Origin of the sequence: Citrobacter sp. On2M (assembly GCF_018035235.1) — a bacterium.
GTDB lineage: Bacteria > Pseudomonadota > Gammaproteobacteria > Enterobacterales > Enterobacteriaceae > Citrobacter > Citrobacter meridianamericanus.
Genome location: NZ_WPCV01000002.1, coordinates 426,952 through 447,118 on the forward strand (window position 1 = coordinate 426,952; position 20,167 = coordinate 447,118).

At 53.4% G+C, this 20,167-nt stretch carries 18 protein-coding genes; 10 read left to right on the top strand and 8 right to left on the bottom strand.

Annotated elements, in window-relative coordinates; all coding sequences use genetic code 11:
* Positions 1–134 precede the first annotated feature (134 nt).
* From On2M_RS04265 to folA, 9 genes are all read left to right on the top strand, one after another.
* Positions 135–905: an electron transfer flavoprotein FixA gene (locus tag On2M_RS04265; protein ID WP_151224538.1), complete on the top strand. Its 771-nt coding sequence runs from the start codon at positions 135–137 to the stop codon at positions 903–905.
* Between the two features lie 15 nt (positions 906–920).
* Complete coding sequence (locus On2M_RS04270; protein WP_151216714.1) at positions 921–1,862, top strand: electron transfer flavoprotein subunit alpha/FixB family protein; 942 nt, start codon at positions 921–923, stop codon at positions 1,860–1,862.
* Positions 1,863–1,911: 49 nt separating this feature from the next.
* Positions 1,912–3,198: an FAD-dependent oxidoreductase gene (locus tag On2M_RS04275; RefSeq protein ID WP_187253709.1), complete on the top strand. Its 1,287-nt coding sequence runs from the start codon at positions 1,912–1,914 to the stop codon at positions 3,196–3,198.
* A complete protein-coding gene (gene fixX, locus On2M_RS04280; protein ID WP_000203736.1) occupies positions 3,195–3,482 on the top strand; it encodes a ferredoxin-like protein FixX in 288 nt (95 codons plus the stop codon). Before On2M_RS04275 ends, fixX begins: the two co-directional genes overlap by 4 nt.
* A 104-nt stretch (positions 3,483–3,586) precedes the next feature.
* Positions 3,587–4,930: an MFS transporter gene (locus On2M_RS04285; RefSeq protein WP_210904422.1), complete on the top strand. Its 1,344-nt coding sequence runs from the start codon at positions 3,587–3,589 to the stop codon at positions 4,928–4,930.
* 90 nt (positions 4,931–5,020) lie between these two features.
* On the top strand, positions 5,021–5,254 hold the full coding sequence (locus tag On2M_RS04290; protein WP_003018880.1) for a YgdI/YgdR family lipoprotein: 234 nt from the start codon (positions 5,021–5,023) through the stop codon (positions 5,252–5,254).
* Positions 5,255–5,357: 103 nt separating this feature from the next.
* Positions 5,358–5,888 (top strand): glutathione-regulated potassium-efflux system oxidoreductase KefF, encoded by a 531-nt coding sequence (gene kefF / locus On2M_RS04295; protein ID WP_151216716.1) that lies wholly within the window; start codon positions 5,358–5,360, stop codon positions 5,886–5,888.
* Positions 5,881–7,743, top strand: coding sequence for a glutathione-regulated potassium-efflux system protein KefC (kefC, locus tag On2M_RS04300; RefSeq protein ID WP_210904423.1), 1,863 nt, complete (start codon positions 5,881–5,883; stop codon positions 7,741–7,743). Before kefF ends, kefC begins: the two co-directional genes overlap by 8 nt.
* 198 nt (positions 7,744–7,941) lie before the next feature.
* Positions 7,942–8,421: a type 3 dihydrofolate reductase gene (folA, locus tag On2M_RS04305; RefSeq protein WP_003018873.1), complete on the top strand. Its 480-nt coding sequence runs from the start codon at positions 7,942–7,944 to the stop codon at positions 8,419–8,421.
* A gap of 110 nt (positions 8,422–8,531) precedes the next feature.
* Here folA and apaH read toward each other — a convergent pair whose 3' ends face one another.
* Genes apaH through lptD form a run of 6 tightly spaced genes read right to left on the bottom strand, consistent with a single transcriptional unit; the run spans position 8,532 to position 15,278 of the window.
* Positions 8,532–9,380: a bis(5'-nucleosyl)-tetraphosphatase (symmetrical) ApaH gene (gene apaH / locus On2M_RS04310; RefSeq protein ID WP_151216718.1), complete on the bottom strand. Its 849-nt coding sequence runs from the start codon at positions 9,378–9,380 to the stop codon at positions 8,532–8,534.
* Positions 9,381–9,390: 10 nt separating this feature from the next.
* The gene (gene apaG / locus On2M_RS04315) at positions 9,391–9,768 is read right to left on the bottom strand and encodes a Co2+/Mg2+ efflux protein ApaG (RefSeq protein WP_003018867.1); all 378 of its coding nucleotides are present in this window, start codon (positions 9,766–9,768) and stop codon (positions 9,391–9,393) included.
* A 2-nt stretch (positions 9,769–9,770) separates the two neighbouring features.
* Entirely contained in the window at positions 9,771–10,592 is an 822-nt protein-coding gene (gene rsmA / locus On2M_RS04320; RefSeq protein ID WP_210904424.1) for a 16S rRNA (adenine(1518)-N(6)/adenine(1519)-N(6))-dimethyltransferase RsmA, read from the bottom strand.
* On the bottom strand, positions 10,585–11,577 hold the full coding sequence (pdxA, locus tag On2M_RS04325; protein ID WP_151216720.1) for a 4-hydroxythreonine-4-phosphate dehydrogenase PdxA: 993 nt from the start codon (positions 11,575–11,577) through the stop codon (positions 10,585–10,587). The genes rsmA and pdxA overlap by 8 nt, the downstream gene beginning before the upstream one ends.
* The gene (gene surA / locus On2M_RS04330) at positions 11,577–12,863 is read right to left on the bottom strand and encodes a peptidylprolyl isomerase SurA (RefSeq protein ID WP_187253711.1); all 1,287 of its coding nucleotides are present in this window, start codon (positions 12,861–12,863) and stop codon (positions 11,577–11,579) included. Before surA ends, pdxA begins: the two co-directional genes overlap by 1 nt.
* Positions 12,864–12,917: 54 nt before the next feature.
* Positions 12,918–15,278 carry an LPS assembly protein LptD gene (lptD, locus tag On2M_RS04335; protein WP_151216721.1) on the bottom strand — a complete coding sequence of 787 codons (2,361 nt, stop codon included), beginning with the start codon at positions 15,276–15,278 and terminating at the stop codon, positions 12,918–12,920.
* Between the two features lie 254 nt (positions 15,279–15,532).
* On the opposite strand from lptD, the gene djlA reads away from it, so the two are divergent.
* Complete coding sequence (djlA, locus tag On2M_RS04340) at positions 15,533–16,348, top strand: co-chaperone DjlA (protein WP_005124510.1); 816 nt, start codon at positions 15,533–15,535, stop codon at positions 16,346–16,348.
* Between the two features lie 159 nt (positions 16,349–16,507).
* Here the strand turns inward: djlA and rluA are convergent, their stop codons facing one another.
* Together rluA and rapA are read right to left on the bottom strand one after the other, a co-directional pair.
* On the bottom strand, positions 16,508–17,167 hold the full coding sequence (gene rluA, locus On2M_RS04345; RefSeq protein WP_187259111.1) for a bifunctional tRNA pseudouridine(32) synthase/23S rRNA pseudouridine(746) synthase RluA: 660 nt from the start codon (positions 17,165–17,167) through the stop codon (positions 16,508–16,510).
* An 11-nt stretch (positions 17,168–17,178) separates the two neighbouring features.
* Positions 17,179–20,085: an RNA polymerase-associated protein RapA gene (rapA, locus tag On2M_RS04350; protein WP_151224541.1), complete on the bottom strand. Its 2,907-nt coding sequence runs from the start codon at positions 20,083–20,085 to the stop codon at positions 17,179–17,181.
* Positions 20,086–20,167: the final 82 nt, after the last annotated feature.

Genomic DNA, 20,167 nt, shown 5'->3' on the forward strand with positions numbered 1-20,167 from the left:
TGAAAGTTACGAATTTCAATGTGTGACATTTTCAATATTGGTGATTAAGGTTTTATTTCCGAATTAAAGAGCGTGATATCTGTATTTAACACCGCCGATATAAATACGTTTCCTTCATGATTTCTGGAGATGCAATGAAGATAATTACTTGCTACAAATGCGTACCTGATGAACAGGATATTGCGATTAATAACGCTGATGGTTCACTCGATTTCAGCAAAGCGGATGGCAAAATCAGCCAGTACGACCTGAATGCGATCGAAGCAGCTTGCCAGTTAAAACAACAGGCAGGCGAGGCCCAGGTTGTGGCCATGAGCGTCGGCGGCAAAGCGCTGACCAATGCAAAAGGGCGCAAAGATGTGCTCTCCCGTGGTCCTGATGAACTGATTGTTGTGATTGACGATCAATTTGAACAGGCGCTGCCACAACAAACGGCTACCGTGTTGGCTGCCGCCGCGCAAAAAGCCGGGTTCGATCTAATTATCTGTGGTGACGGTTCTTCCGATCTCTATGCTCAGCAGGTTGGCCTGCTGGTGGGCGAAGCACTGAACGTTCCCACGATTAACGGCGTGAGTAAAATCCTCTCTCTTACCGACAGCACGCTGACGGTAGAGCGTGAACTGGAAGATGAAGTCGAAACACTGAGCATCCCGCTTCCGGCGGTCATCGCGGTCTCAACGGATATCAACACCCCACAAATCCCTTCCATGAAAGCCATTCTTGGCGCGGCGAAAAAACCGGTTCAGGTTTGGTCGCCTGCAGACATTGGACTGAACAGCGTGCAGGCGTATTCCGCACAGCAGGTTGCTGCGCCGAAGCAGCGCGAGCGTCAGCGCGTTGTGATTGAAGGTGACGGTGAAGAACAGATTGCCGCGTTTGTCGAGAATCTTCGCAAAATCATTTAATTATCAGGGGATGTTATGAACAAATTTTCCAGTATCTGGGTATTCAGCGATACCCCTTCTCGTCTGCCGGAACTGATGAAAGGTGCGCAGGCTTTAGGTGAAAAAGTTAACACGTTTGTACTGAGCGATGCAGATAGCGCGACGGCATGTCATTTGGGGGCAGATCATGTCTGGTTGCTCAGCGGTAAACCAGAAGAGCGTATGGTCGAAGACTACGCCGATGTGATGGCCCAGACCATTCGTCAGCACAGCGAGGACGGCGCAGTACTGCTGCCCAATACGCGTCGGGGCAAGTTGCTAGCGGCAAAACTGGGCTTTCGCTTGTCAGCTGCAGTTTCAAACGATGCCAGCGCAGTCGTCGTACAGGATGGTAAAGCGGCGGTCAAACATATGGTCTACGGCGGCCTGGCGATAGGGGCGGAAACAATCGCTTCGCCGTTTGCCGTGATTACACTCAGCAGCGGGACGTTTGACGCGCAGCAACCCGATGCTACCCGCAGCGGCGAGATGCATACCGTACAGTGGCAGGCTCCGGCCGTTGCCGTGACCCGTACGGCAACTCAGGCACGTCAGAGCAACAGCGTCGACCTCGACAAGGCTCGCCTGGTGGTCAGCGTGGGACGTGGTATCGGCAGCAAAGAAAATATCTCGCTGGCCGAAGCGCTGTGCCAGACGATTGGCGCTGAGCTGGCCTGTTCCCGTCCGGTGGCGGAAAACGAGAAGTGGATGGAGCACGAACGCTACGTCGGTATCTCCAACCTGATGCTCAAGCCTGAACTGTATCTGGCGGTGGGGATTTCCGGGCAGATCCAACATATGGTCGGCGCCAACGGCGCACAGACGATTTTCGCCATTAACAAAGATAAAAATGCGCCGATATTCCAGTATGCGGATTACGGCATCGTTGGCGATGCGCTGAAGATCCTGCCTGCGCTGACGGCAGCCTTAGCGCGTTAAACCATTTCGGGCAGGATGCGAAGGTGTCCTGCCGCTGACAGGAGTACGTATGTCCGAAGATATCTTTGATGCCATCATCGTGGGTGCAGGTCTGGCTGGTTCGGTTGCGGCGCTGGTGCTGGCTCGGGAAGGCGCACAGGTGCTGGTTATCGAGCGCGGCAATTCTGCTGGCGCGAAGAATGTCACCGGTGGGCGCATGTATGCGCATAGCCTGGAGCGCATCATTCCCGGTTTTGCTGAGCAGGCCCCCATTGAACGCGTCATCACCCACGAGAAACTCGCCTTTATGACCGATAAAGGGGCGATGTCCATTGATTATTGCAACGGCGAAGACGCCACATCGTCGCAGGTTTCTTATTCCGTCTTACGCAGCAAATTTGATGCCTGGCTGATGGAACAGGCCGAGGAGGCGGGCGCTCAGCTCATCACCGGTATTCGCGTGGATAACGTTGTGCAGCGCGAGGGTAAAGTCGTGGGCGTGGAAGCCGATGGCGATATTCTGGAGGCCAGGGTAGTGATCCTTGCTGATGGCGTAAACTCTCTGTTGGCTGAAAAGTTGGGTATGGCAAAGCGCGTCGAGGCATCGCATGTTGCCGTCGGCGTAAAAGAGCTGATCGAATTGCCGAAATCAGTGATTGAAGATCGTTTCCAGTTACAGGGGAACGAAGGCGCAGCCTGTCTGTTTGCCGGATCGCCAACCGATGGATTGATGGGCGGTGGCTTTCTCTATACGAATGAAACAACCCTTTCTCTGGGACTGGTCTGCGGTCTTCATCATCTGAAAGACGCGAAAAAATCGGTCCCACAAATGCTGGAAGATTTCAAACAGCATCCGGCAGTTGCCCCGCTGATCGCCGGTGGCAAGCTGGTGGAATATGCCGCGCACGTTGTACCTGAAGCCGGTATCAACATGCAGCCAGAACTGGTGGGTGACGGCGTACTGATTGCCGGTGACGCTGCCGGAATGTGTATGAACCTCGGCTTTACTATTCGCGGTATGGATTTGGCCATCGCCGCAGGCGAAGCGGCGGCGAAAACGGTGCTTTCAGCCATGAAGCGTGACGACTTTAGCAAGCAGTCGCTGGGTGAATACCGTCAGCATCTGGACGACGGCCCGATGCGTGATATGCGTATGTATCAAAAGCTGCCCGCTTTTCTTGATAACCCGCGCATGTTTACCGCTTATCCCGAAATGGCGGTCAGTATCGCACGCGACCTGTTCACCGTAGATGGTTCCGCCCCGGTGCCAATGCGTAAAAAAATCCTGCGCCATGCGAAGAAAGTGGGCTTCATCAACCTGATGAAAGATGGCCTGAAAGGAGTGACCGTATTATGACTTCTCCCGTCAATGTGGACGTCAAACTGGGCGTCAATAAGTTCAATGTCGATGAAGACAGCCCACACATCATTCTCAAAACCGATCCTGATAAACAGGCGCTGGAGGTGCTGATTAAGGCCTGCCCGGCTGGACTGTATAAAAAGCAGGACGACGGCAGCGTACGCTTTGATTACGCCGGATGCCTCGAGTGTGGGACGTGTCGAATTCTTGGACTCGATACAGCGCTGGAAAAATGGGAATACCCGCGCGGGACGTTTGGCGTGGAGTTCCGCTATGGCTAAACCTGGTGCCGGATGGCGGCTTCGCCTTATCCGGCTTACAGGTACGGTTCATAGGCCTGATAGGCGCTATCAGGCATTAAGTTAAAATAAAACAGGATATAGCCATGCAGCAGCCCAGGAACTTTGATGACATCAAATTTACCTCTATTCACCGCCGGATAATGCTGTGGGGAAGCGGTGGGCCGTTTCTGGATGGTTATGTGCTGGTGATGATTGGCGTGGCGCTCGAACAGCTCACGCCAGCGTTGAAACTGGATGCCGAGTGGATTGGTCTGCTGGGGGCTGGTACGCTCGCCGGTTTGTTTGTCGGGACGTCGCTGTTTGGCTACATTTCCGATAAGGTCGGGCGCCGTAAAATGTTTATCATCGATATTATCGCCATTGGCGTGATATCGGCGGCAACCATGTTTGTCTCCTCGCCCGTTGAGTTGTTGGTGATGCGGGTGCTGATCGGGGTGGTGATTGGGGCTGATTACCCGATCGCAACCTCAATGATTACCGAGTTCTCCAATACCCGCCAGCGCGCTTTCTCCATCGGTTTTATCGCGGCGATGTGGTATGTCGGCGCCACCTGTGCCGATCTGGTCGGTTACTTTTTGTATGATGTTGAGGGCGGATGGCGCTGGATGTTGGGCAGCGCGGTGATCCCCTGCATTTTGATCCTGATTGGGCGTTTCGATCTTCCTGAATCGCCACGCTGGTTGCTGCGTAAAGGTCGGGTGAAAGAGTGCGAGGAGATGATGATCAAACTGTTTGGCGAACCGGTGGTATTCGACGAAGAAGCACCCCAGCAGACGCGTTTCCTTCAGTTGTTTAATCGCCGACATTTCCCGTTTGTCCTGTTTGTTGCCGCCATCTGGACCTGTCAGGTGATCCCGATGTTTGCCATTTATACCTTTGGTCCGCAGATTGTTGGGCTACTGGGGCTCGGCGCCGGGAAAAGCGCCGCGTTGGGCAATGTGGTGATCAGCCTGTGCTTTATGCTGGGGTGTATTCCTCCCATGTTCTGGCTCAATAGCGCGGGCCGTCGACCGCTGTTAATTGGCAGCTTTATTATGATGACGCTGGCGCTGGCTGTGCTGGGGCTAATCCCTAATATGGGCGCATGGCTGGTGGTGCTGGCGTTTGCCGTGTACGCGTTTTTCTCGGGGGGGCCGGGAAACCTGCAATGGCTATACCCAAACGAACTGTTTCCCACCGATATTCGTGCCTCTGCGGTCGGGGTGATTATGTCGTTAAGCCGTATCGGCACCATTGTGTCAACCTGGGCGCTGCCGGTGTTCATCACCAAATACGGGATCAGTAATGTGATGCTGATGGGCGCGGGAATTTCGCTGGTAGGCCTGCTCGTGTCCATCGCTTTCGCCCCGGAAACGCGAGGTCTGACGCTGGCGCAAACCAGCCAAATGACGATTCGTAGTAAGCCGGTGGTCAGGGCAGGCTATTAAGAGTGTTCTGTATTTTCCCTGCAACTCAGTCAGTTAGCCTACAGTTAACGGATATATCACTGAAAACGACTGAAAAGCAGGGAGAACACCATGCAGAAACATATTCTGATCACTTCCATTTTTACCGCAGCAGCACTGTTTACCGTAGCCGGTTGCTCCTCAAATCAGGCGGTGAAAACCACCGATGGTAAAACCATCGTCACCGACGGCAAACCGCAGGTTGATGATGATACCGGCCTGGTGTCGTACAAAAACGCGCAAACAGGTAAGACGGAACAAATTAACCGCGATCAGGTTAAGGATATGAGCGAACTGGATAACTAGCTCAGATTTTTCCATTTATCTGCTCAATAATATTGACTGTTAGCCTGTGGATTAACTGACTAAACTCACTGTTATTACAATAATGCAGTGATACAGGCTAATCATGATTCTCATCATTTATGCGCATCCCTATCCTCAGCATTCGCATGCGAATAAGCGGATGCTTGAACAGGCAAGGACGCTGGAGGGCGTGGAGATCCGTTCGCTCTACCAGCTCTACCCCGACTTTAATATCGATATTGCCGCTGAACAGGAAGCCCTGGCGCGCGCAGAGTTGATTATCTGGCAGCATCCTATGCAGTGGTATAGCACACCTCCGTTACTCAAGCTGTGGATGGATAAGGTCCTTGCACACGGTTGGGCATACGGTCATGACGGTACTGCGCTGCACGGTAAGCATCTCATGTGGGCTGTGACCACCGGCGGCGGTGAAAACCACTTTAATATCGGCTCCCATCCAGGCTTTGATGTGCTTTCCCAACCTTTGCAGGCCACGGCATTATATTGTGGTCTCAAATGGCTGCCGCCATTTGCGATGCACTGTACGTTTATCTGTGATGACGAGACGCTGCAGGCGCAGGCGCGTCATTATAAACAGCGTCTGCTCGAGTGGCAGGAGGTTCATCATGGATAGTCATACGCTGATTCAGGCGCTGATTTATCTTGGATCGGCGGCGCTGATTGTCCCCATCGCCGTGCGGCTGGGGCTAGGGTCGGTACTGGGGTATCTCATCGCCGGGTGCATTATCGGACCATGGGGTCTGAGGCTGGTGACGGACGCCGAATCAATCCTGCATTTTGCCGAGATCGGCGTGGTGCTGATGCTGTTTGTCATCGGCCTGGAGCTGGATCCGCAGCGTTTGTGGAAACTGCGGGCTTCGGTGTTCGGCGGCGGTGCACTACAGATGGTGGTTTGCGGCGGTTTGATTGGTTTGTTCTGTATGTTCCTTGGCCTGCACTGGCAGGTGGCGGAGCTGATCGGCATGACGCTGGCGCTTTCCTCGACGGCCATCGCGATGCAGGCGATGAATGAACGTAACCTGATGGTGTCGCAACTGGGGCGTAGCGCATTTGCCGTGCTGCTGTTCCAGGATATCGCCGCTATTCCTCTGGTGGCAATGATTCCCTTACTGGCGGCAAGCGGCGCATCGACCACGCTTGGGGCATTTGCATTGTCAGCCCTTAAGGTAGCTGGCGCGCTGGTGCTGGTGGTGCTGTTAGGGCGTTATGTTACCCGTCCTGCCTTGCGTTTTGTTGCGCGCTCAGGCCTGCGGGAAGTTTTCAGCGCCGTCGCGCTGTTCCTCGTTTTCGGTTTTGGTCTGCTGTTGGAAGAAGTTGGTCTTTCGATGGCGATGGGGGCGTTCCTGGCCGGCGTGTTGCTGGCGAGTTCTGAGTATCGCCACGCGTTGGAAAGCGATATTGAGCCGTTTAAAGGGCTGCTGCTGGGGCTGTTTTTCATCGGCGTGGGGATGTCTATCGACTTTGGTACGCTGATTGATAATCCTTTGCGCATCATCATTCTGCTGGTTGGTTTCCTGGTGATTAAAACCGTCATGCTATGGCTGATAGCGAAACCGTTACAGGTACCGAACAAGCAGCGCAGATGGTTTGCCGTATTACTTGGGCAGGGCAGTGAGTTTGCCTTCGTGGTGTTTGGCGCGGCGCAAATGGCAAACGTGCTTGATCCTGACTGGGCGAAATCGCTGACGCTGGCGGTGGCGTTGTCGATGGCGGCTACGCCGATTTTGCTGGTGATTTTGACGCGTCTGGAAAAATCGGCGACTGGTGAAGCGCGGGAAGCGGATGAAATCGATGAGGAGCAACCGCGGGTGATCATCGCTGGATTTGGGCGATTTGGCCAGATAACCGGTCGTTTGCTGTTGTCGAGTGGGGTCAAAATGGTGGTTCTTGATCATGACCCGGACCATATCGAAACGCTGCGTAAATTCGGGATGAAGGTTTTCTATGGCGATGCGACCCGGATGGATCTGCTGGAATCTGCCGGGGCGGCGAAAGCTGAAGTCATTATTAATGCCATTGACGATCCGCAAACCAGCCTGCAGTTAACCGAAATGGTGAAAGAGCATTTCCCGCATCTGCAAATTATTGCCCGCGCGCGCGACGTGGATCATTACATCCGTCTGCGTCAGGCGGGTGTGGACATGCCTGAACGTGAGACCTTTGAAGGCGCGCTGAAAACCGGACGCCTGGCGCTGGAAGGGCTCGGGCTTGGGCGCTATGAAGCGCGTGAGCGGGCCGATGTCTTCCGCCGCTTCAATACGTTAATGGTTGAGGAGATGGTGAAAGGGGAAAATGACGCAATTTCCCGCGCGGCGGTTTATAAGCGCACCAGTGCAATGCTAAGTGAAATTATTGCGGAAGATCGTCAGCACTTATCATTGATTCAACGCCATGGCTGGCAAGGCACGGATGAAGGTAAACATACGGGCGATGTCGCCGATGAACCGGAAGTGAAACCGTCAGCATAGGGTAAAAAATGTGATGTTCTGCAAACTTTACTGCTAATTGGCTGTTTTTGAACTACTGTAATGCTGGGAGTCCACTCAGAAGTCGCGGACTCGCCAGCAGAACAGAAAATTTTCATGCACATCTTCCTTTGGCTAGTCGACGAAAGATTGCGCTTTCCGTATAGTGGCGACAATTTTTTTGTATCCGGGAAATATTCAATGATCAGTCTGATTGCGGCGTTAGCGGTAGATCGCGTCATCGGTATGGAAAACGCCATGCCGTGGAACCTACCTGCCGATCTCGCCTGGTTTAAACGTAATACCTTAAACAAGCCGGTCGTCATGGGGCGCCACACTTGGGAATCCATCGGGCGACCGTTGCCGGGGCGTAAAAATATCGTCATCAGCAGCAAGCCCGGCACTGACGATCGCGTGCAGTGGGTGAAGTCTGTTGATGAAGCCATTGCTGCCTGTGGCGATGAGCCTGAAATTATGGTGATTGGCGGTGGGCGTGTGTATGAGCAGTTCCTGCCGAAAGCGCAGAAGCTGTATCTGACACACATTGATGCGGAAGTGGAGGGAGATACCCATTTCCCGGACTACGAACCGGACGACTGGGAATCTGTTTTCAGCGAATTCCACGATGCCGACGCGCAAAACTCTCACAGCTACTGCTTCGAGATTCTGGAACGTCGTTAATACTGTAAGTGCCGGATGGCGGCGAAATGCCTTATCCGGCCAACTCTTGTGCCCGATGTAGGCCTGATAAGCGTAGCGCCATCAGGCCTGAACCTCTCAGCAGACGATTATCAGGCGTTGACCGCTTCGCCGGGATCCATATTCAGATGGCGATTTGATGGCTGCACAAAGTAGCGTTTGTCTTCCCAGCGCAGACAGGTGAGATCGCCTCCCCAGCAACACCCCGTATCCAACGCGTAAATACCTTCTGGCGTGCCTTTGCCCTCCAGCGATGCCCAGTGCCCGAATGCAATGCTATAGGCGTCACTAACGGGGCCTGGAATGGCAAACCACGGCTTCAGCGGAGCTGGCGCATCTTCTGGCGACTCTTTGCTGTACATATCAAGTTGACCGTTGGGGAAGCAGTAACGCATGCGGGTGAACGCGTTGGTAATAAAACGCAGGCGGGCCAGCCCCGTCAGCTCCGGGGTCCAGTTATTAGGCATGTCACCGTACATTGCATCGAGGAAAAACGGATACGAGTCGCTCGACAACACGGCTTCAACATCGCGTGCACAGTCCTTCGCCGTCTGTAGGTCCCACTGTGGGGTAATCCCTGCATGCGCCATCACCAGCTTCTTCTCTTCATCAATCTGCAACAGCGGCTGGCGACGCAGCCAGTTAAGCAGTGCATCAGCATCCGGAGCTTCAAGCAGCGGTGTGAGTCGGTCTTTCGGTTTATTACGGCTAATGCCGGCAAACACGGCCAGCAGGTGTAAATCGTGATTACCGAGAACTAACCGCACGCTATCGCCCAGCGATTTAACGTAGCGTAAAACGTCTAAAGAGCCCGGCCCTCGCGCAACCAGATCGCCGGTGAGCCATAAGGTGTCTTGCTCGGGATTAAAGTCTACCTGGTGCAGCAAGGCTATCAGTTCATCGTAACAACCGTGAACGTCGCCAATGAGGTATGTTGCCATAGCTATTGTTTTAATGAATGAGTGTAGGAACGGCGAGTCTGAACACGGGAATGTCGATGGTAAAGGCGATCCCTTGTTCATCGATCATTTCGTAATGACCCTGCATGGTGCCAAGCGGCGTTTCAATCACCGCGCCGCTGGTGTATTGGTACTCTTCGCCAGGTTCGATGTGGGGCTGAACGCCAACCACACCTTCGCCCTGAACTTCGGTTTCACGGCCATGACCATTGGTGATCAACCAATAACGCCCCAATAGCTGCACAGGCGCTCGCCCCAAATTGCGGATAGTCACGGTATAAGCAAAAACGTAACGTTCATCATCAGGTGAGGATTGCGCTTCAATGTAGACGCTTTGTACCTGAATGCACACTCGGGGCGAATTGATCATGTTTAACTCTCCTTCGATGGCGCGTTTTCCGACAGATAGTTAGCCATCCGGCAGTATTGCGCGACAGAGATATTTTCCGCTCGCATCGCCGGATCAACGCCCAGCTCTGTCAGTACTTCAACGCTAAACAAATTGCCGAGGCTGTTACGTACCGTTTTACGACGCTGATTAAACGCTTCAGTGGTAATACGGCTCAGCACACGAACATCTTTAACCGGATACGGCATTGTTGCGTGAGGGACCAGACGCACAACGGCAGAATCGACTTTAGGCGCTGGCGTAAATGCGGATGGCGGCACTTCAAGTACCGGGATCACATTGCAGTAATACTGCGCCATGACGCTTAATCGACCATACGCTTTACTGTTTGGCCCTGCAACCAGACGGTTTACCACCTCTTTTTGCAACATGAAATGCATGTCGGCAATGGCATCAGTATAGGTAAAAAGATGGAACATCAGCGGCGTGGAGATGTTGTACGGCAGGTTACCGAATATGCGCAGCGGTTGCCCCATTGTTTGGGCGAGTTCGCCGAAGTTCATGGTCATGGCGTCTTGCTGATAAATCGTCAGCTTCGGCCCTAAAAACGGGTGCGTTTGCAGGCGCGCGGCGAGATCGCGGTCTAACTCAATGACCGTGAGCTGGTCCAGGCGTTCGCCTACTGGCTCGGTTAGCGCAGCCAGGCCTGGGCCGATTTCGACCATAGCCTGACCCTTCTGCGGGTTGATTGCAGAGACAATACTTTCGATCACAAACTGATCGTTGAGGAAGTTTTGCCCGAAACGTTTACGGGCTAAGTGGCCCTGATGGACTCGATTATTCATTGGTATTAACAATCATTTTGATGGCGAGATTAAGCGCCGTAATAAAACTGCCGACATCTGCTTGTCCACGTCCCGCAAGTTCAAGCGCGGTACCGTGATCGACGGATGTGCGAATAAAGGGCAGGCCCAGCGTGATGTTCACACCGCGACCAAATCCCTGGTATTTTAGCACGGGGAGACCCTGATCGTGGTACATTGCCAGCACGGCATCCGCGTGGTCGAGATACTTGGGCTGAAACAGCGTATCTGCGGGCAGCGGGCCATTCAATTTCATCCCCTGCGCACGCAGTTCATCGAGAACCGGAATGATAGTTTCTATCTCTTCCGTTCCCATATGACCGCCTTCACCGGCATGCGGGTTAAGACCGCACACCAGAATATGCGGATCGGCAATGCCGAACTTAGTGCGCAAATCATGATGCAGAATACCGATCACTTCCTGAAGCAGAGCGGGCGTAATGGCATCAGCAACGGCTCTGAGCGGCAGATGCGTGGTTGCCACGGCAACGCGCAGCTCTTCGGTTGCCAGCATCATGACAACTTTCTTCGCCTGTGATCGCTCTTCAAAGAACTCGGTGTGCCCGGTAAACGGGACGCCAGCGTCATTGATTACGCCCTTGTGAACCGGACCGGTAATCAATGCCGCGAACTCCCCTCGCAGACAACCATCGCAGGCGCGAGCCAGCGTATCCACCACATATTGCCCGTTCTCTACTGCCAACTGACCCGCGACTACAGGTGTTCGCAGCGCAATCGGTAACAGCGTCAGCGTGCCTGCTGATTGCGGTCGGGCTGGGGTATCTGGAGTGTAGGGGAGGAGTGAAAGCGGTAAACCGAGCATTGCTGCCCGGTCACTGAGGAGTGCTGCATCCGCACAGACAACGAGTTCTACAGGCCACTCACGCTGCGCGAGTTGAACCACCAGATCGGGGCCAATCCCGGCGGGTTCGCCGGGAGTGATAACAACGCGTTGAGTACGAGTCATTAGTTGCTCAGAACTTTGACGTAGGCGCTGGCGCGCTGTTCCTGCATCCAGGTTGCCGCTTCTTCCGAGAATTTACGGTTCATCAGCATACGATAAGCTCTGTCTTTCTGCGCGGCGTCAGTTTTATCAACGTTACGCGTGTCCAGCAGCTCGATCAGATGCCAGCCGAAAGAGGAGTGCACTGGGGTGCTCATCTGGCCTTTGTGAAGTTTGGTCAGCGCATCGCGGAAAGCTGGGTCGAAAATATCCGCTGCAGCCCAGCCCAGATCGCCGCCCTGGTTAGCAGAACCCGGATCCTGAGAAAACTCTTTAGCTGCTGCCGCGAAGGTGGTTTTACCGCTCTTAATATCTGCCGCGATTTGTTCCAGTTTCAGACGCGCCTGTTGGTCGGTCATGATCGGCGACGGTTTGAGCAGAATATGGCGGGCATGAACTTCAGTCACGGAAATGCTTTGGCTCTGACCACGCATATCGTTGACTTTCAGAATATGGAAGCCGACTCCAGAGCGAATTGGACCAATGATATCGCCTTTTTTCGCGGTGCTTAACGCCTGGGCAAAGATGCCCGGCAGTTCCTGAATGCGTCCCCAACCCATCTGGCCGCCTTTCAACGCCTGCTGATCGGCGGAATAAGTGATGGCCAATTTGCCAAAATCGCTACCGTTACGTGCTTCATCAACTACTGAACGCGCCTGGCTTTCCGCTTCGTTTACCTGATCGGAAGTTGGGTTTTCCGGCAGTGGGATCAGAATGTGGCTCAGGTTCAGTTCGGTGCTGGCATCATTTTGGTTGCCGACCTGCTTCGCCAGGGCATCCACTTCCTGTGGCAATATGGTAACGCGACGGCGAACTTCGTTGTTACGCACTTCAGAGATAGTCATCTCTTTGCGGATCTGGTTACGATAAGTGGAATAGTTTAAACCATCCTGTGCCAGACGGCTGCGCATCTGATCCAGCGTCATGTTGTTTTGCCTGGCGATATTGGCGATAGCCTGATCCAACTGCTCGTCAGAGATTTTTACACCCATCTTCTGACCCATCTGCAGGAGAATTTGATCCATGATCAAACGTTCCAGGATCTGATGACGCAGCGTGGCATCGTCCGGTAACTGTTGACCCGCCTGACCCGCATTTAGTTTTACTGACTGCATTAAGCCATCGACGTCGCTTTCCAGAACGACGCCGTTATTGACGACGGCTGCGACTTTATCGACCACCTGTGGGGCAGCGAAACTGGTATTCGCGATCATGGCGATACCGAGAAGCAGCGTTTTCCAGTTCTTCATACTTTTTCCATTATCAATTAACCGCAATGCGGATTACGTTGTAAATCAATCAGATCATAAAGAGCTTTGATACGGCAGAATGTTCGAACGCAGCATTTGGTTAGTGCCCAGACCATAGTTGGAACTCAGGCCGCGCAGTTCGATATTAAAGCCGATCGTGTTGTCATAAATCGCGTGTTTCTGGGTGTTATCCCAGCCGTTCAGCTTACGTTCGTAGCCGAAGCGAATGGCGTAACAGCAGGAGTTGTACTGCAGTCCCAGCATTGAATCTGCTTCTTTGTTCACGTTGGTATCGAAGTAGTAAGCGCCAACAATCGACCAACGGTCAGCGATTGGGAAGCTTGCCACCGCGCCTACCTGTGAGATCCCGTTTTTATACTGCTCTGCCGTAGAGTAGTAAGACGGCAGGGTAGCCTGGATATACTCCGAGCTGGCATAACGGTAGTTCAACTGCAGCATACGGTTTTCGTCGCGGCGGTATTCGATACTGCTGCTACTGGTTGCGACGCTGTCCAGACGTGTGTCGTACTGGATCCCACTGCGTAAACCCCAGCGGTCGGAGATGCGCCAGTAGGTGTCGCCAGCCCATACCAGTGAGCCCGTTTTGTCGTCATTCTCCCATTTTATGTTGTCATCGCCAGTGCGAGACTCGGTGAAATAGTAGATTTGACCCACGGAAATATTAAAACGTTCAACCGCCGCATCATCATAAACACGAGATGTGACCCCGGTCGTCACCTGGTTGGCTGAGGCGATACGGTCCAGGCCGCCATAAGTACGGTCACGGAACAGGCCGCTGTAGTCAGATTGCAGCAGGGAAGAGTCATAGTTATAGATATGACTTTGGTCACGATACGGTACGTAAAGATACTGCGCGCGCGGCTCCAGCGTTTGGGTATAGCCCGGCGCCAGCATTTGCATGTCACGCTCGAACACCAGCTTGCCGTCAACTTTAAACTGCGGCATGACGCGGTTGGCTGAATCATCGAGTTTGTTAACGTTACTCGGGTTATTGTTGTACCAATCGAGATTAGTCTGCTGATAGTGTGTTGCCAGCAGTTTTGCTTCGGTATTGATACTTCCCCAGTTGTTCGACAACGGCAGGTTGATGGTCGGTTCAAGATGAACGCGCGTGGCTTCCGGCATGTTGTCGTTAGTGTTAACGAAATGAACCGCCTGGCCATAAATACGGGTATCAAACGGCCCGACGTCATTCTGGTAATAGTTGACGTCTAACTGCGGCTGCGCAGAATAGCTGTTACTGTTTTGCGCGTCGAAGACCTGGAATTGCTTGGTCGAAACCGTCGCGTCAAAGTTTTGTACCGCGTAGCCAACGCTGAATTTTTGCGTGGCATAGCCGTCGGTACTGGAACCGTATTTATTGTCAAAATCATTAAAGTAACTGGTATCGCTGACCTTGGTGTAATCGACGTTGAAACGCCACACCTGGTCCATCACGCCAGCGTGCTGCCAGTAGAACAGCCAGCGACGAGAATTGTCATCCTTCGGATGTTCATCCTCGTACACTTTATCTGAGTTCAGATAGTCGAACTCCATCAGGCCAGCGCCCGCCTGAGTCAGGTAGCGGAATTCGTTCTCCCACATAACACCGCCACGACGGTGCATATAATGCGGCGTAATGGTGGCGTCCATGTTGGGCGCAATGTTCCAGTAATACGGCAGGTAGAACTCAAAATAGTTCGTGGTGGAGTATTTTGCGTTCGGGATCAGGAAACCGGAACGGCGCTTATCGCCGACGGGTAACTGCAAATAAGGACTATAAAAGACCGGAACTGGACCCAGTTTAAAACGGGCGTTCCAGATCTCTGCGACCTGTTCTTCACGGTCGTGGATCACTTCGCTACCCACGACGCTCCAGGTATCGGAACCCGGCAGACAGGAGGTGAAGCTACCGTTTTCCAGAATAGTGTAACGGTTTTCGCCTCGCTGTTTCATCAGGTCGGCTTTTCCGCGCCCCTGACGACCTACCATCTGATAATCACCTTCCCAGATGTTAGTATCTTTTGTATTCAGATTAGACCAGCCTTTCGGCCCCTTCAGAATAACCTGATTGTCATCATAATGAACGTTGCCCAGCGCATCGACGGTACGTACTGGCTCAGGCTGGCCTTCAGCCTGCTTCTGATGAAGCTGCACTTCGTCGGCCTGCAGGCGGCTGTTACCCTGCGCAATATCCACGTTGCCGGTAAACACCGCATCATCCGGGTAATTCCCTTTTGCGTTGTCGGCATTGATAGTGACGGGTAATTCATTGGTCTCGCCCTGCACCAGAGGACGGTTATAGCTTGGCACGCCTAACATGCACTGTGAGGCGAGATCGGCTGCCAGACCCTGTTGGCTATAAAGGGCGCTGGCAATCATGGTGGCCAGAAGAGTGGGAATACGTTTTTTCATACGTTGTATTTATTGTTCCATCATCAGTAGCGTCGCGCGTGACAAACGGTCACAGCCTAACTTATCTCATCTTCACTGCGCTAGTGTTAATCCTGCCGATTAAGGCTCCGTGGTGTTAGGCACGGCATTGAATGACAGGTATGATAATGCAAATTATAGGCGATGTCCCACAATTGACCGCTGCCATAAATCGGTAAAAGCACCTTATATTGTGGGACATAGCCTGGCTGAGAGCAGAAAGATTTGGGGAGTCTATGCAGTATTGGGGAAAGATAATTGGCGTAGCCGTGGCTTTAATGATGGGCGGCGGCTTCTGGGGTGTGGTTCTGGGCCTGTTAGTTGGCCACATGTTCGACAAAGCCCGCATGCGCAAAATGGCGTGGTTTGCCAACCAACGTGAACGCCAGGCGCTGTTTTTTGCTACCACTTTTGAGGTGATGGGGCATCTGACCAAATCCAAAGGCCGTGTCACGGAAGCCGATATTCATATCGCCAGCCAGCTGATGGACCGGATGAATTTGCACGGCGACTCGCGTACGGCCGCACAACATGCTTTCCGGGTGGGAAAATCGGATAATTACCCATTACGTGAAAAAATGCGTCAGTTTCGCAGCGTCTGTTTTGGTCGATTCGATCTGATCCGCATGTTCCTGGAGATTCAGATTCAGGCGGCATTTGCCGATGGATCATTGCATCCTAATGAGCGTGAAGTGCTGTATGTGATTGCTGAAGAGTTGGGTATCTCACGGACCCAATTTGATCAGTTCCTGCGTATGATGCAGGGCGGCGCGCAGTTTGGCGGTGGATATCAGCAGCAGTCCGGCGGCGGTGGCTGGCAGCAGGCGCAACGTGGCCCGACGCTGGAAGACGCCTGCAATGTGCTGGGGGTGAAAGCGACCGATGATGCGACTACCATTAAGCGCGCATACCGCAAGCTGATGAGCGAGCACCATCCGGACAAACTGGTTGCGAAAGGTCTGCCGCCAGAAATGATGGAAATGGCGAAGCAAAAAGCGCAGGAAATTCAAAAGGCTTACGAGCTAATCAAAGAACAGAAAGGCTTCAAGTAAATATACACGGCAGCCTTCAGGCTGCCTCTTTGTTGGCTGAACTGTGAAACCCCAGTCGCATAGTTATCTGTGCTCCTGGGGATTTCTTCGTTTGCCGCCTCGATGCATCTCGAATGATTTGTATTAATAAGTAAAAACGAAATGTGTCACAGCAACGTTTTAAAAATCCGCCGGGACTTTAAATGTCATACTGTTGCCGTATTCGGGATGCGTGATGGTTAGCATTTCGGCGTGCAGCAGCAGACGGGGTGCCAACGCCAGTGCTTCGGGCGGAGCATAGAAGCGATCGCCGAGGATGGGATGCCCTAATGCCAGCATATGCACACGCAGCTGGTGGGAGCGTCCGGTAATCGGTTTCAGTACGACCCTCGCGGTGTTATCTGCTGCAAACTCCACCACCCCATACTCGGTTTGCGCCGATTTCCCGGTTTCATAACATACTTTCTGCTTTGGCCGATTTGGCCAGTCGCAAATTAGCGGTAAATCAACCAGACCTTCGGCAGGAGCAGGATGTCCCCACACGCGCGCGACATACTGTTTCTTCGGCTCACGTTCGCGAAACTGGCGTTTTAGCTCGCGCTCTGCCGCTTTCGTTAGCGCCACTACAATCACGCCGCTGGTGGCCATATCCAGACGATGGACGGATTCAGCCTGCGGATAGTCGCGCTGAATACGCGTCATCACGCTGTCTTTGTGTTCATCCAGACGACCCGGTACGGACAACAAGCCGCTCGGCTTGTTGACTACCATAATGTGTTCATCCTGATACAGGATAACCAGCCAGGGTTCCTGCGGCGGATTGTAGTTTTCCATCCCCATGTATGGCTCCGTTACTGATGCGTCACGACGATCAGACGCAGGGCATCAAGACGCCATCCCGCCTGGTCCAGGCTTTCCATCACCTGCTGACGGTTACTTTCAATTGCGCTGAGTTCGTCATCACGGATGTTCGGGTTAACGGCGCGCAGCGCTTCCAGACGGGAGAGTTCCGCCGTCAGTTTTTCGTCCGCTTCTTTACGTGCCGCGTCGATCAGCGCACGAGCCGATTTTTCCACCTGCGCCTCACCGAGTTGCAGAATGGCATGAACGTCCTGCTGCACGGCGTTGACCAGTTTACTGCCAGTATGGCGGTTAACAGCGCTGAGTTGGCGGTTAAAGGTTTCGAATTCAACTTGCGCGGCAAGGTTATTGCCGTTTTTATCAAGCAGCATACGTACCGGCGTTGGCGGCAGGAAACGGTTTAACTGCAGCTGTTTCGGCGCTTGCGCTTCAACCACATACACCAGCTCAACCAACAGGGTGCCAACCGGTAATGCTTTGTTTTTCAACAGAGATATTGTGCTGCTACCCGTGTCGCCGGAGAGGATAAGATCCAGACCATTACGGATTAACGGATGCTCCCAGGTAATAAACTGTGCGTCTTCACGCGACAGGGCGACATCACGTTCGAACGTAATGGTGCAGCCATCTTCCGGCAGTCCTGGGAAATCAGGCACCAGCATATGATCGGACGGCGTCAGCACGATTAAATTGTCACCACGGTCATCCTGATTAATACCAACGATATCAAACAGGTTCATGGCGAAGGCGATCAGGCTGGTATCGTCGTCCTGCTCTTCAATACTCTCAGCCAGTGCCAGCGCTTTTTCGCCGCCGTTAGAGTGGATCTCCAACAGGCGATCTCGACCTTGTTCCAGTTGCGCTTTCAACGCGTCATGCTGTTCGCGGCAGGTTTTGATTAGATCATCAAAGCCATCGGTATTTTCTGGCTCAGCCAGGTAGCCGATCAGGTTGTTATATACCGTGTCATAGATAGTACGTCCGGTCGGGCAGGTGTGCTCGAACGCATCCAGACCTTCGTGGTACCAGCGCACCAGTACGGATTGCGCGGTTTTTTCTAAGTAAGGCACGTGAATCTGAATATCATGCGCCTGACCAATACGGTCCAGACGACCAATACGCTGTTCCAGCAGATCCGGGTTGAACGGCAGGTCAAACATCACCAGATTGCTGGCGAACTGGAAGTTACGCCCCTCGGAGCCGATCTCAGAGCACAGCATCACCTGGGCGCCGCTATCTTCTTCGCTAAACCAGGCCGCAGCGCGGTCACGTTCAATGATCGACATGCCCTCATGGAACACGGCGGCGCGGATACCTTCGCGCTCGCGCAGCACCTGCTCCAGCTGTAGCGCGGTGGTGGCTTTCGCACAAATAACGAGTACTTTTTGCGAGCGGTGGCTGGTCAGGTAGCCCATCAGCCATTCCACGCGCGGATCAAAATTCCACCAGGTGCCGGTGTCGCCTTCGAATTCCTGATAAATCTGTTCCGGATAGAGCATGTCGCGCGCCCGGTCTTCCGCACTCTTACGCGCGCCCATGATGCCGGAGACTTTAATCGCCGTCTGGTATTGGGTTGGCAAGGGTAGCTTGATGGTATGCAGCTCGCGTTTCGGGAAGCCTTTCACGCCGTTACGGGTGTTACGAAACAGCACGCGGCTGGTGCCGTGTCTGTCCATTAGCATTGAAACCAGCTCCTGACGCGCGCTCTGGGCGTCTTCGCTGTCGCTGTTTGCCGCCTGCAATAACGGTTCAATGTCCTGTTCGCCAATCATGTCACCTAACATGTTCAGCTCATTGTTGCTTAGCTGGTTGCCTGCCAGCAGCATGGCGACGGCATCGGCGACCGGACGGTAATTTTTTTGTTCTTCAACAAACTGGGCGAAATCGTGGAAGCGACTTGGGTCCAGCAGGCGCAGGCGCGCAAAGTGGCTTTCCAGGCCCAACTGTTCCGGTGTTGCGGTCAGCAGCAGGATGCCCGGTACGCGTTCTGCCAGTTGTTCAACGGCCATATATTCACGGCTGGGCGCGTCTTCGCTCCACACCAGGTGATGGGCTTCATCGACAATAAGCAGATCCCATTCGGCGTCACACAGATGCTCCAGGCGCTGTTTACTGCGACGGGCAAAGTCCAGCGAACAGATAACTAACTGTTCGGTTTCAAACGGGTTGTAGGCGTCGTGCTGCGCCTCTGCATAACGCTCATCATCAAACAGCGCAAAGCGCAGGTTAAAACGACGCAGCATTTCGACCAGCCATTGGTGCTGTAACGTCTCCGGAACGATGATCAATACACGCTCTGCGGCGCCTGACAGCAGCTGTTGATGCAGGATCATCCCGGCTTCAATGGTTTTACCTAAACCCACTTCGTCAGCCAGCAATACGCGAGGAGCATGACGACGACCGACGTCATGAGCAATGTTGAGCTGGTGAGGGATCAGGCTGGTACGTTGACCACGCAAACCACTCCACGGCATACGATACTGCTCGCTCTGAAATTTACGTGCGCGATAGCGCAGTGCAAAGCGGTCCATACGGTCAATCTGACCGGCAAACAGGCGATCCTGTGGTTTGCTGAAGACCAGCTTGCTGTCGAGCAGCACTTCACGCAGCGTGACACCGGTTTCTTCGGTATCAAGGCGAGTTCCGATATAGGAAAGCAGGCCGTTTTCTTCTTTTACTTCATCGACATGCAGTTGCCAGCCTTCATGGCTCGTTATCGTATCACCAGGATTGAACATCACGCGGGTCACGGGGGAATCACTGCGCGCATACAGACGGTTTTCGCCCGTCGAAGAGAAAAGTAATGTGACGGTTCGTGCATCCATGGCGACAACGGTACCAAGTCCCAATTCGCTTTCTGTATCGCTGATCCAGCGTTGACCAAGTGTAAAAGGCATATATGTTCGGCTCTATATCTTTAGTTGCAGGCAATACTCACCCTCTGCCAGAGTAAAGGGGCAGCAAGTGTATTGGGGTCCA

Excerpts from the sequence above, each read along its gene's own strand:
- On2M_RS04265 (WP_151224538.1), top strand. The coding sequence starts at position 135 with ATGAAGATAATTACTTGCTACAAATGCGTACCTGATGAACAGGATATT.
- On2M_RS04270 (WP_151216714.1), top strand. The coding sequence starts at position 921 with ATGAACAAATTTTCCAGTATCTGGGTATTCAGCGATACCCCTTCTCGT.
- On2M_RS04275 (WP_187253709.1), top strand. The coding sequence starts at position 1,912 with ATGTCCGAAGATATCTTTGATGCCATCATCGTGGGTGCAGGTCTGGCT.
- fixX (WP_000203736.1), top strand. The coding sequence starts at position 3,195 with ATGACTTCTCCCGTCAATGTGGACGTCAAACTGGGCGTCAATAAGTTC.
- On2M_RS04285 (WP_210904422.1), top strand. The coding sequence starts at position 3,587 with ATGCAGCAGCCCAGGAACTTTGATGACATCAAATTTACCTCTATTCAC.
- On2M_RS04290 (WP_003018880.1), top strand. The coding sequence starts at position 5,021 with ATGCAGAAACATATTCTGATCACTTCCATTTTTACCGCAGCAGCACTG.
- kefF (WP_151216716.1), top strand. The coding sequence starts at position 5,358 with ATGATTCTCATCATTTATGCGCATCCCTATCCTCAGCATTCGCATGCG.
- kefC (WP_210904423.1), top strand. The coding sequence starts at position 5,881 with ATGGATAGTCATACGCTGATTCAGGCGCTGATTTATCTTGGATCGGCG.
- folA (WP_003018873.1), top strand. The coding sequence starts at position 7,942 with ATGATCAGTCTGATTGCGGCGTTAGCGGTAGATCGCGTCATCGGTATG.
- apaH (WP_151216718.1), bottom strand. The coding sequence starts at position 9,380 with ATGGCAACATACCTCATTGGCGACGTTCACGGTTGTTACGATGAACTG.
- apaG (WP_003018867.1), bottom strand. The coding sequence starts at position 9,768 with ATGATCAATTCGCCCCGAGTGTGCATTCAGGTACAAAGCGTCTACATT.
- rsmA (WP_210904424.1), bottom strand. The coding sequence starts at position 10,592 with ATGAATAATCGAGTCCATCAGGGCCACTTAGCCCGTAAACGTTTCGGG.
- pdxA (WP_151216720.1), bottom strand. The coding sequence starts at position 11,577 with ATGACTCGTACTCAACGCGTTGTTATCACTCCCGGCGAACCCGCCGGG.
- surA (WP_187253711.1), bottom strand. The coding sequence starts at position 12,863 with ATGAAGAACTGGAAAACGCTGCTTCTCGGTATCGCCATGATCGCGAAT.
- lptD (WP_151216721.1), bottom strand. The coding sequence starts at position 15,278 with ATGAAAAAACGTATTCCCACTCTTCTGGCCACCATGATTGCCAGCGCC.
- djlA (WP_005124510.1), top strand. The coding sequence starts at position 15,533 with ATGCAGTATTGGGGAAAGATAATTGGCGTAGCCGTGGCTTTAATGATG.
- rluA (WP_187259111.1), bottom strand. The coding sequence starts at position 17,167 with ATGGGGATGGAAAACTACAATCCGCCGCAGGAACCCTGGCTGGTTATC.
- rapA (WP_151224541.1), bottom strand. The coding sequence starts at position 20,085 with ATGCCTTTTACACTTGGTCAACGCTGGATCAGCGATACAGAAAGCGAA.